Origin of the sequence: Brevibacterium picturae, assembly GCF_030453725.1 — a bacterium.
GTDB lineage: Bacteria > Actinomycetota > Actinomycetes > Actinomycetales > Brevibacteriaceae > Brevibacterium > Brevibacterium sandarakinum_A.
Genome location: NZ_JAKDJU010000103.1, coordinates 1 through 11,027 on the forward strand (window position 1 = coordinate 1; position 11,027 = coordinate 11,027).

Here is an 11,027-nt window from a genome sequence, read left to right on the forward strand (position 1 = left end):
GAGAAGGGCAGCGTGCTGGCAGTGACTGGCGCAGCCGGCACAATGGGCGGTTACGCGGTGCAACTGGCAAAGAAGGACGGGCTCACCGTCATTGCCGACGCCAAAGAGGCCGACGAGGACCGTGTCATTGGGTTTGGAGCCGATCTCGTGCTCAGCCGAGGTGACGATTTCCCGCAGCTCATACGTGAGCGGTATCCCGAAGGAGTGGACGGTGTGATCGACGGCGCTCTCATGCACGAGAAGATCGCACCGGCTGTCTGCGATGGGGGCACCGTCATCACGGTGCGCGGCTACGAGGAACCAGGCGAGCGTGGCATCACATTCACACCCATCTGGGTCGTCGACTATGCACGAGAACATGAGAAACTCGATGAGCTCCGTCAAGCGGCTGAGAACGGAACGGTCACTCTGCAGGTGGCCGAGACATACTCCAAGGACCAGGCCCCGGCAGCACATCGCCGTTTAGAGGCGGGCGGCGTCCGCGGGCGACTCGTCCTGACATTCTGATCAGCTGCAGACTCCGGGGTCAGGGGCCGACGGCCCCCGCGGGCCATCGCCGATTGACCCGCAACAGCCTCAGGGATCGATCACGCGCTCGTCGCTGTCGTGTCCGGGAGACAGATCCCCGACATCGGACAGCCGCAGGGGAGTGAAAGACCCGGTTGTCTCGACCGAGACCACCTGCGCCGTGACTCCGACGTGGTCTCCTCCGTCGTCCGACAATACGATGCGCTTGACCAGCATTCGGTTCGGCAGAGCCCGGAGGAGGGGCACGCCGTCTGTGGTCGTATCGACATCGAGGCCGGAGAACTTGTTTGTTTCCTCGCCGGTGAGAGCGCCGAAGTGCTCTGCGACGGCCAGGTCCTCGGCAGTGAGGAAATGGACGGCGAAATGAGTGGACCGCAGGCTCACCCGATAGGTGTGGTTGGCCTTCGACAGCCAGAAGCAGTAATGCTCGGGTGAGATGCTGGACTGCGAGTGGAATCCCACCAGGCAGCCCGCCCGTTCCCCCTCCGCCGAGGTGGTGACGACGATCATCGGGGAATCGGCTGAGGACATGAGATCGTCGATAGACCCTTCGCTCATGATTCGGTCTCCTCACACATGATCGATCAATGGGATGGTGGCCTGACCAGGCTTTCCCGCAGCACTGGGACTGACTCCGGCAGCAGAAGCGATGCGGCGCGTGCCGAGAACTCCATCTTGGCAGTCTACGAAACCCCGGCTCGACCCGCTAGTGCCCTGTTTCGGGCAGGTCGGAAGGTATAGGCTCGATGACATGCTGGATGTCCTGCCCGCCGCGCAGCAGCGGCTCTTCGACCCGGAGGAACCACAGGACATCGCGGTCGCCACCATCATCGGAACCGAGGGGTCAGTGCCTCGGCCGGTGGGAACGTCCATGTTGGTCGACGCCGCAGGTGCGATCCACGGGTCTCTCACCGGAGGCTGCGTCGAAGGTGCTGTCCTCGTTGCCTGTCGGCAGGCGCTCGACTCAGGACTCTCCACGGTGCAGCGATTCGGGTACAGCGATGACGATGCCTTTGCCGTCGGGCTGATGTGCGGCGGCAAAATCGATGTGCTCATCCAGAGCTTCAGGGCCGGCTGCTCCAGTCTGCGGCAAGAAGCCGGTCGGAGCGAGCAGAGCACACGTGGGAGCAATCAGAGCACACGTCACAGCGTCCCGATCGCGATGATCATGAGATTGCCCGCTGCGACTCATGAGGAGTCCCTCGGCACCTGTGTCATCAGCAGAAATTCTCTTGAGTTCGACGCCGAACGGGACGCAGCTTCTCTTGCCGCCGGACTTGCCGGGGTCGTGCCGCCGTCGGTCCTCGATACTGCGCTCCGGCGTGCGGAGGCAATGATCCGCAGCGGGCGCACGGGCAGCGTCCGTGTTGCTCCGCCAGATGACGAATACGAGCCGATCGAACTCTTCATTGAGACCCGGACGCCGCCGGCCCACCTGATCATCGTCGGAGCGAACGCCTTCGGACAGGCTCTGGTGGAAGCCGCCAGGCCCCTGGGCCATCGCATCACTCTGTGCGATCCCCGCCCTGCCTTCACCGATCCGACGTCGTTTCCCGGCGCCGAGGTGGTCCGAGCCTGGCCGCACCGCTTCCTCATCGAGGCTGCCGAAGCAGGTGAGCTCGATGAGCGCAGCATGATCTGTGTGCTCAGCCACGACCCGAAGGTCGACATTCCCACCCTGGTCCACGCGCTCGGGCTCGACATTGGCTATGTGGGGGCAATGGGCTCGCGGCGCAGCGACCGAGACCGACGTCATGCTCTGCAGGAGGCAGGAGTCGACAGCGAAGCGCTGGCTCGACTGCACTCTCCGATCGGTCTCGACCTGGATGCGCTGACCCCCGCCGAGGTGGCCGTTTCGATTCTTGCGGAGATCCTCACCGTCCGTGGCGGCCGGAACCAGGCTGCGCCCCTCAGCGGCCGGACGCAGGTCGCGCCCCCGAGCCGCGCGACGCGTGACCGGCCCCCTGATTGATCGTGTCGAACACCGTGCGGCCGTTGCCGTCACTTCCGTCACCGCCTCGGCCATCGCCGCGGCTGCCACCGTCACTGCAGTGGCGGGTGGAGCGATCCAGAAGCTTCAGACGGTGAAGGTCGGCGGGTACATCGATGTCTTCGCCGTCGTCGAGGTCGCTGCAGTCGACCAGTTCCACGATGTCGCGGTGCGCGGTGAGCAGCTGGCGAGCACCGACGTCATCATGGGCTGCGGTGACCACCTCGGCGGTCCACATCGCATCGAAGACGACAGGGTGTCCCCGGCGCAGCTGCCCCTGCTCGTCCCGGTGCGCGGCTGCGGTGATCGCCCCCGGACGATGGGCTGCGATGAGGCGTTCGACCTCCTCTGCACAGATGCCAGGTCGGTCGACGGGTGTCACCAGGACATCGGTTCCGGGGCCGATGGTCTGCAGTCCGCACTGCAGCGAGGAACCCATTCCCTCGGCCCACCTCCGGTTGCGGGCCACCCGGACCTGATCCGACCCGCGCAGAATGGTGGCGACCTCCTCGGCCCCGGCACCGGTGACGACCGTGACATTGCGGCATCCTCCTGAGAGGAGGGCGTCCACGAGGCACTCGACGAGGGTGCGGCCGTTGCCGCGCAGCAGTGCCTTCGGTCCCAGACCCAGTCGTCGACCTGCGCCGGCAGCGAGGACCAGCCCGACCGGGCCCTGACCGACGGCGGATCCGGCCATCGGCCCCTGAACGCTCTCAGGAGCAGTTTCCGTGGTCATTGCGACAGGCCCAGCTTCGCCGTCATCGCGACAGGTGCAGACTTCGACGCGATCGCGACAGACAGGTGCAGACTTCGACGCGATCGCGGCGGATCGGGCTTCGTCGTCATTGCGGCAGGAACGCGTCGCCGAAGAGCGGCAGATCACGCACCCGTACGCCGGTGGCATTGTAGGCGGCATTCGCGAGCGCCGCGGCAGCGCCGACGATGCCGATCTCACCGATGCCGCGGGCACCGAGTGGACCCGCCAGCGGATCGTCCTCGTCCAGCCACGCTGCCTCAATATCAGTAATATCGGCATTGACGGGAACGTGATACTCGGCGAAGTCGTGGTTGACGACGTGGCCGAATCGCGGATCGAGTTCGCCCTTCTCATGGAGAGCCATTCCCAGCCCCATGGTCATCCCCCCGATGAACTGTGAGCGAGCGGTGCGCGGGTTGACGATCCGTCCGGCGGAGAACATCCCGAACATGCGATTCACCCGGATCTCTCCGGTGGCGGCATGGATGCGGACCTCGGCGAAATGAGCGCCGAAGGAGTGCAGGGCGAACTTCTCGGCTGCCGGATTCGCCTGCGCTTCGCCCTGTGACTGTGCTCCGGTCGCGGGATCGGTTCCATGCTCGGCCCGAAAGTTCTCTGTCGCAGCGATGACGGCGGCGCTCCAGCTCGCCAATCCGGTGGAGCCGCCGGCGACCGTGGCGTTGGGCAGGTCGGTATCGCCGATCTGAAGCTCCACCTGGTCAATGGGCACCTGCAGGCAGTCCGCAGCGACTTGGGTCAGGGCAGTCCACGTGCCGGTGCCCAGGTCCGCCGCACCGATGGCCACCTCGTAGCAGTCGGACGTTCGGCGGATGCGCGCGACGGAGCCGGGCTGCCGGCCCGCCGGATAGGTGGAGGAGGCGACCCCCATGCCGATGAGCCAGCCGTTCTCCCGCCGAGAGCGCGGTTGAGCGCTGCGGCGATCCCAGCCGAAGCGCTCCGCTCCCTCCCGCAGACAGTCCACGAGACGGCGCTGATTGAAGGGCATCCCGGTGTCCGGGTCGGTGTCCGGGTCATTGCGCACTCGCAGCTCGATCGGGTCGATTCCGGTGGCGACGGCGAGTTCGTCCATGGCGATCTCGAGTCCGACCATACCCGGGGCCTCTCCGGGAGCTCGCATCCACGAGGGCACAGGCACATCCAGAGGAACCACACGCTGAGTGAGGCGGCGATTGTCGCCTGCGTACATCATGCGGGCCGGCTTCGTCGCCTCCTCCGGAAATTCCTTTGTCTGCGACGACATCGAGACCGCATCGAAGGCGAACGCTGTGATCGTGCCATCGGCGCGTGCGCCCAAGCGGATGTGCTGCAGGGTCGGTGCCCTGTAGCCGGTGATCGAGAACATCTGCTGCCGGGTCACGGCGTACTTCACAGGACGTCCCGGCACCGCTTTGGCGGCGAGTGCGGCGAGCATCATGTCGGCGTGGGGGACACCCTTGGAGCCGAAGCCCCCGCCGACGTGCGGGGAGACGATGTGGATCCGGTCCGGTTCCAGCCCGAGGATCGGCGCCAGCGTCGACCGTGTGGGGTGAACGCCCTGAGTCGAAGTCCACAGGGTCAGCTCGCCTCGGTCCCAGCGGGCGATGGTGGTGTGCGGCTCCATGGGGTTGTTGTGCTCCATCGGAGTGCTGTACCGCTGATCGACACGGACGTCAGCCTCGGCGAGGGCCGAATCGACGTCTCCGACGGTGACATCGCCTCCACCGGACTCAGGAGTGCGGGAAGCAGGATGGTCCTCCCGCAGCTCGACATCGTGATCGTCCTCCACATAGCTGATGATGACGAGACCGGCGGCATGGCGGGCCTGCTCCGGGGTGGTGGCGATGACGCCGCCGAGGTACTGTCCGCGGAATCCGATCTCGGGAGAGCGCAGGATCGCCAGTTCCCCGTCCTCCGTGCTGTGCAGTTCGGGCGCATTGTCGTGGGTGAGCACATGCACCACTCCGTCGACCGCCTCGGCTGCGGAGGTGTCGATGTTCGCTGTCCGGCCCCGTGCGATCTGTGCCTGCAGAGGATAGAGGTACAGCGGATCGTCGACCGGGTGCTCGTACGCATAGGGAGCACGACCTCGCACCTTGTCCGGGCCGTCCAGGCGCACCTGCCGGGTGCCGATGGCCGAGGTCGTCAGCAGGTCACTCATGAGCGTCCTCCAAGTTCTCGTCCGGCTCCGTCTCCGGGGCTCCCGTCAACTCGGTCAGCACTGTCGTGATGGCACCGCGTGCCATCGCGACCTTGAAGCGGTTGCCCTCCACGGGCTCGGCGGCTTCGAGCTCAGCCTCCGCCGCGCGCAGAAACGTCTCCTGATTCGGCTCTGCACCCCGCAGCACAGCCTCGGCGGCGCCTGCACGCCAGGGTTTATGTGCGACACCGCCCAGGGCGATGGAGGCCTCGCGGATCACCGGCTTCGGCCCCGAGTCGTCGACGTCGACCCTTGCGGCGACCGAGACCAGGGCGAAGGCATAGGACGCGCGGTCTCGGATCTTGCGATACGTCGAACGACCGCGGCGAGGGGGAGGGAGTTCGAGTGCGGTGATGAGGTCGCCGTGCTCAAGGACCGTGTCCTGCTCGGGATGTTCTCCGGGCAGCCGATGGAGCTCACTGATCGGAATCCGACGCTGCCCACGAGGACCGAGGACGACGACCACGGCATCGAGGGCGGCGAGGGCGACGGCCATGTCGGAGGGATGGGTTGCCACGCAGTCAGGTGACGCGCCGAGGATCGCATGGTAGCGGGTGTAACCGCCGATGGCCGAGCAGCCGGAGCCGGGTTCGCGTTTGTTGCACGGAGTCGACGTGTCCTGGAAGTACACGCATCTGGTGCGCTGGAGCAGATTCCCGCCCATGGTCGCTGCGTTGCGCAGCTGACCGGAGGCCCCTGAGAGCAGGGCACGTGAGAGCATCGGGTAGTCGCGTCGGACTCGCGGGTCGGCGGCCGCGTCGCTGTTGCGCACCATCGCTCCGATGCGCAGCCCTGCGTCGTCGAGCTCCTCGACGTGTGCAAGGTCGAGGCGATTGATGTCGACGACCAGCCCCGGCTCCGTGACGCCGAGCTTGAGGTGATCGACGAGGTTGGTTCCGCCGGCCAGGAACACCGCGTCCGGCCGTTGGGTGAGCACGGCGACGGCCTCAGCGGTGTCGGTGGCGCGTTCGTAGTCGAAGGGATTCATCGCGACTCCTCGGCTGCGTGGCTGTCCATGGCCGTCTGGCTGTCCGCGGCCGCCTGGCCGACGGCCGCGACGATGTTGACGTAGGCTCCGCACCGGCACAGGTTGCCGCTCATCCGCTCGCGGATCTCCTCGGCGGACAGATCGACGGGAGCCTCCAGATCGTCGGTGACCACGCTCGGCGCGTCATCGGCCGCTTCTCGCAGAACACCGGCGGCCGAGCACACCTGGCCGGGGGTGCAGTAGCCGCACTGGAAGGCGTCCTGTTCGAGGAATGCTCGGTGCAGGGTGGACAGCTCGCCGTCTGCGGCCAGGCCGTCGGATGTCGTGATGTCGGCAGTGTCATGGGTCAGCGCGAGCGCCAGACAGGAATTCAGCCGACGGCCGTCGACCAAAACAGTGCAAGCGCCGCATTGTCCATGGTCACAGCCCTTCTTGGGAGACGTCACCCCCAGCCGGTCCCGCATTGCATCGAGCAGAGTGGTTCGGGGGTCCACGGCCAGTGTGTGCTTCTGACCATCGACGGTGAGGTTCAGCGAGTGATCCACGAGGGTCGCCTCCAGACAGCGTTGTCGACGTGTGACAAACCTACCCCCACCGCGAGAGGCGGACAAGGGGTGTGCCGGGGCGACACCAGAATGCCGGTCGCCTCGTGACGGACGTGAGTTAGAGTGACAATTGGTCAGCATCATTGCGGGCCGCCGAATGCCACCATCTCCAGCCGGCACTCATCTGCGAAGGAGAACCGATGTCACGAATCCTCGTTCGCGCCTGGCGCCGCTACCGGGATACGCCACTCTTTGCGAAGATGACCGGCGGTTTCGTCCTGGGGTTGATTGCTGCACTGGTCTTCGGGCAGCAAGCACAGGTTCTGTCACCGATCGGTGACATACTGCTCAACCTCCTGCAGCTGGTCGTCATCCCCATCATCATGTTGACGTTGATTGATGCGGTCAACAGCACGCGGTCCGGAAGTCTTGTCAGGGTCGCCTTCAAGACTTTCGCGTTCTATCTGATGACGACTGTTGCCGCCGTCGTCATCAGCTTGGCTCTGGCGCTGCTGGTCAACCCGGGGACGGGGCTTCAACGTCCCGAGAAGGGCACAGAGACGCCCGATCCTCCGTCGTTCATCGACCAGCTCGTCGGAATATTTCCCGAGAACATCTTCCAGGCCCTGGCCGATGGCAAGATCCTCGCTCTGATCTTCGTCTCCATGATCGTCGGCCTCACGATGGCGGGTATGCGCCGCTCGTCCGATTCGACGATCTCAGACTTCGGGACGCTGCTGTACAAATTCGTGCTGGCCGCCAAGGAAATGACCTTCCGCATCCTCGCCGGAATACTCCAATACGCGCCGTTCGGTATCTTCGCTTTGGTTGCCAGCGATATCGGCAGCCAAGGATTCGATGCACTGGCAGCCCTGGGCAAGCTGACCGGCGTCGTCTATGCAGGCCTGGCTGCACAGATTCTCCTGGTCTACATTCCGCTGCTGGCGATCAATCGGATTCCGATCGGCGGGTTCTTCCGTGTCGCCGGCGAGCCGATGGCCACCGCTTTCACCACTCAGAGCAGTTCCGGCACTATCCCCGTGTCGCTGAAGGCGACGAAGAACGCGGGCATCCTCCAAGAGGTCTCAGGCTTTGTGATCCCCCTTGGAGCGACCATCAACATGGACGGCGCTGTGATTCGCCTCGGAGCCTCGGTAGTCCTGGCCGCCAATATCGTGGGACATGACATGTCCATGCTCGAACTCGGCGCAATCGTTCTCACTGCCACGTTCGTCTCGATCGGCACGGCGGGAGTTCCCGGCGCCGGGCTCATCGGGCTGACGATCCTGTTGCAGCAAGCCGGTTTGCCGCTCGAAACGGTAGCGTTGGTCGCCGGTGTCGACGTCATACTCGGAATGGGGGCGACGATGCTCAATATCACCGGCGATCTCGCCGGAGTCCATCTCATCGACAAGAGTGAGAAGAAGCGCGTCAGCAGGGAACAACGCGCAGCTTCGAAGCCTGCGGACGGTTCCTCGTCGTAATTCGGTCCGACATCGGTCCCTCCTTGCAAATTCGCCCATCTACGATGCCGAGCGTGCCGCGAGCCCGCCTCAGAACACCGGGGGAGTCATCCCTCAGAACACCGGGGGAGTCATCGTGGCGATGATGACCGCCTCGGCGTCACCGACGACACGGAACCAATGCGGTTGGTCGCCCTGGTAGGTGATGCTGTCACCGGCTTCGAGCGTGTACCCATCGTCGCCGACCTGGAAATAGCAGGTTCCTTCGACGACGAACAGGCACTCCTCGGCACGGTGATGGTTGAAGGGGACGGATTCGTTGGAGTATCCCGGCGGCACTCGCACCTTGAGCACCAGCAGCTCGCCGTTCATCGTCGGCGTCAGCAGCTCGTAGACGAGTCCGCGATCGGTGACCTGCAGCTGTCGGCGATTGTCGGCACGGACCACACGATTGTCGGCAGATTCCTCACCCTGGGTGAAGAACCTGCCGACGGGCACGTTGAAGGCCTTGGCGATCTTGAGCAGCGTGAGATATGCAGGGTTGCCGCGACCGCGTTCGATCTGGCTCAGCAGCCCCTGACTCACCCCGGCGACGCGACTGAGATCGGTCAGGGTCATCCCTGCCGATTCCCGCAGCTGGTGGATGAGCGCACCCATGTACTCCACACTGGGATCAACCGCAGTCGGCGGGGCATTCTCGGTGCTCATGGATACCTTCACTCACGGGATCATCTGAAGCTGAGAATATCAGGACCCGGCCCACGTTGACCTCGGGCCCCGAACCGGTCTGGGCCGGGGACGCGACCTCAGATCAGGCCGAGGCCGGTCACGGTCTCGCGCTCCTCGGCGAGCTCAGCCGTGGTGGCGTCGATCATCCTGCGGCTGAAGTCGTTGATCTCCAGTCCCTGCACGATCTCCCAGTTCCCGCCCGACGTGGTGACGGGATAGGAGCACATCAGTCCCTCGGGCACCCCGTAGGAGCCATCGGAGACCACAGCCATCGAGGCCCAGTCGCCTTCGGGCGTGCCGTGCAGCCAATCATAGGCGGCGTCGATCGTCGCCGCGGCAGCAGAGGCCGCTGAGGAGGACCCACGCGCTTCGATGATTGCGGCACCGCGTCCGGACACCGTGGGGATGAGATCGTTCTCGATCCAGGACTGGTCACCGATCACCTCGGCGGCATTCCTTCCACCGATCTCTGCGTGGTAGATATCGGGATACTGGGTGGCCGAGTGATTGCCCCAGATCGTCATCTTGGATATATCGGCCACAGTCACCTCGGCCTTTTTGGCCAGCTGTGCCAGCGCGCGGTTGTGGTCCAAGCGGGTCAGCGCGCTGAAACGCTCGGCGGGGATGTCGGCCGCATTGCTCCTTGCGATCAGCGCATTGGTGTTGGCCGGATTCCCGGTGACGCCGATGCGCACATCATCGGCGGCGACTGCATTGAGGGCCTTGCCTTGGGCGGTGAAGATCGCACCATTGGCTTCGAGGAGGTCGCTGCGCTCCATGCCCTGAGACCGGGGCCGAGCGCCGACGAGCAGGGCGAGATTGACGCCGTCGAAGATGTGCTCGGCCGAATCGCCGATTTCAACTGAGTCGAGGGTGGGGAAAGCACAGTCCTCGAGTTCCATGACCACGCCCTCGAGGGCGGTCAGCGCTGGTGTGATTTCAAGCAGGCGCAGTTGAACTGGAGTTTGCGGGCCGAAGAGAGCGCCGCTGGCAATGCGGAAGAGGAGACTGTAGCCGATCTGACCGGCCGCGCCGGTGACGGCGACTTTGATGGGAGTATTCATAGATTGTGCTCCTTAACTGTGGTGGGAGTTCGATGCGGGCTGTCCTCTCGTGCGCAACAGCGTTGTTCATCTGTGAACACGCCATGAGCGTCACTTCAGTGAGGAGGACGCCGCGCGGCATGACGAGGAGTCCACTTCCTTGTTGAGGCCCGTCATGGTCGCTTGTGCGGCATCGCTGCGTTGGGCGGTCACTGCAATTCCTCTGGAGAGAAATGTGTGACGAGTCGATTCTATCGGCTCGCCACCGCTGGGCATCACGCAGGCGTCACATTATGTCCCGCTGCGCAGTTCGCGTTCCCCCTGGTGGCCCTGGCCGCGGTTCGGACAGGGCCACGCCCAGGATTTTGATGCTCCACGGACGTTCTGGGGCCGAGGCCGTTGCCTGCTAGTTCGTCCAGGCGTCGTCGGTGAAGTAGCCGTCGATCCAGCCGGGCAGGCGGTGCCCGTCCTTCGCAGTCCCGAGGGTGTAGGGAGCGACGTGGAAGCCGGCCTTGTCGAGTTTGCGCAGGTCCCGGGTGGGCAGATTCTTGCTGGGGCCGACCCAATCGATGCCGGCAGCCGCGATCTCGTCGAAGGATTCCGTCGGCAGGGTTGAACCGGTGAGGTAGAGCGATGTGTATCCGCGATCGGCGATGGTCTTCGCCGCTTCGAAGTCGAATGACTGGACGATGAGTGAGTCGGTCAGTCCGCGCTCGTCGAAGACGTCGAGAACCTGATCGACCTCCGCCGAGGTGGCCCCGGGCTTGATCTCGGGAACCATGACGAC

The 11,027-nt window shown here is 64.8% G+C and carries 11 protein-coding genes; 3 read left to right on the plus strand and 8 right to left on the minus strand.

The features are described from left to right. The coding region (locus L0G76_RS10735; RefSeq protein ID WP_304357233.1) for a zinc-binding dehydrogenase at nt 1-507 on the plus strand (507 nt) is incomplete at its 5' end. Nucleotides 508-576: 69 nt separating this feature from the next. Here the strand turns inward: L0G76_RS10735 and L0G76_RS10740 are convergent. Further along, nucleotides 577-1,086: a flavin reductase family protein gene (locus L0G76_RS10740; RefSeq protein WP_304357234.1), complete on the minus strand. Its 510-nt coding sequence runs from the start codon at nt 1,084-1,086 to the stop codon at nt 577-579. Between the two features lie 193 nt (nt 1,087-1,279). Here L0G76_RS10740 and L0G76_RS10745 point away from each other — a divergent pair, with 193 nt between their 5' ends. Next, nucleotides 1,280-2,500: an XdhC family protein gene (locus L0G76_RS10745; protein ID WP_304357235.1), complete on the plus strand. Its 1,221-nt coding sequence runs from the start codon at nt 1,280-1,282 to the stop codon at nt 2,498-2,500. Here L0G76_RS10745 and L0G76_RS10750 read toward each other — a convergent pair. The 4 genes from L0G76_RS10750 to L0G76_RS10765 all read right to left on the minus strand — a co-directional run bounded on the left by L0G76_RS10750 (nt 2,439) and on the right by L0G76_RS10765 (nt 7,005). Then, entirely contained in the window at nt 2,439-3,254 is an 816-nt protein-coding gene (locus L0G76_RS10750) for a nucleotidyltransferase family protein (protein WP_369696180.1), read from the minus strand. The two genes, L0G76_RS10745 and L0G76_RS10750, sit on opposite strands and share 62 nt — an antisense overlap. 106 nt (nt 3,255-3,360) lie before the next feature. Continuing rightward, complete coding sequence (locus tag L0G76_RS10755; protein WP_304357236.1) at nt 3,361-5,433, minus strand: xanthine dehydrogenase family protein molybdopterin-binding subunit; 2,073 nt, start codon at nt 5,431-5,433, stop codon at nt 3,361-3,363. Further along, nucleotides 5,426-6,460 (minus strand): FAD binding domain-containing protein, encoded by a 1,035-nt coding sequence (locus L0G76_RS10760; RefSeq protein WP_304357237.1) that lies wholly within the window; start codon nt 6,458-6,460, stop codon nt 5,426-5,428. The genes L0G76_RS10755 and L0G76_RS10760 overlap by 8 nt, the downstream gene beginning before the upstream one ends. Next, nucleotides 6,457-7,005: a (2Fe-2S)-binding protein gene (locus L0G76_RS10765; protein WP_304357238.1), complete on the minus strand. Its 549-nt coding sequence runs from the start codon at nt 7,003-7,005 to the stop codon at nt 6,457-6,459. Before L0G76_RS10765 ends, L0G76_RS10760 begins: the two co-directional genes overlap by 4 nt. A 200-nt stretch (nt 7,006-7,205) precedes the next feature. On the opposite strand from L0G76_RS10765, the gene L0G76_RS10770 reads away from it, so the two are divergent. Continuing rightward, nucleotides 7,206-8,489 carry a dicarboxylate/amino acid:cation symporter gene (locus L0G76_RS10770; protein ID WP_304357239.1) on the plus strand — a complete coding sequence of 428 codons (1,284 nt, stop codon included), beginning with the start codon at nt 7,206-7,208 and terminating at the stop codon, nt 8,487-8,489. Nucleotides 8,490-8,582: 93 nt separating this feature from the next. Here the strand turns inward: L0G76_RS10770 and L0G76_RS10775 are convergent, their stop codons facing one another. The 3 genes from L0G76_RS10775 to L0G76_RS10785 form a co-directional block, all read right to left on the minus strand. After that, on the minus strand, nt 8,583-9,176 hold the full coding sequence (locus L0G76_RS10775) for a helix-turn-helix domain-containing protein (RefSeq protein WP_304357240.1): 594 nt from the start codon (nt 9,174-9,176) through the stop codon (nt 8,583-8,585). 98 nt (nt 9,177-9,274) lie between these two features. Beyond that, the gene (locus tag L0G76_RS10780) at nt 9,275-10,261 is read right to left on the minus strand and encodes a malate dehydrogenase (RefSeq protein WP_304357241.1); all 987 of its coding nucleotides are present in this window, start codon (nt 10,259-10,261) and stop codon (nt 9,275-9,277) included. A 385-nt stretch (nt 10,262-10,646) separates the two neighbouring features. Further along, a partial coding sequence (locus tag L0G76_RS10785) for a glycerophosphodiester phosphodiesterase (RefSeq protein ID WP_304357242.1) occupies nt 10,647-11,027 on the minus strand: 381 nt, incomplete at its 5' end.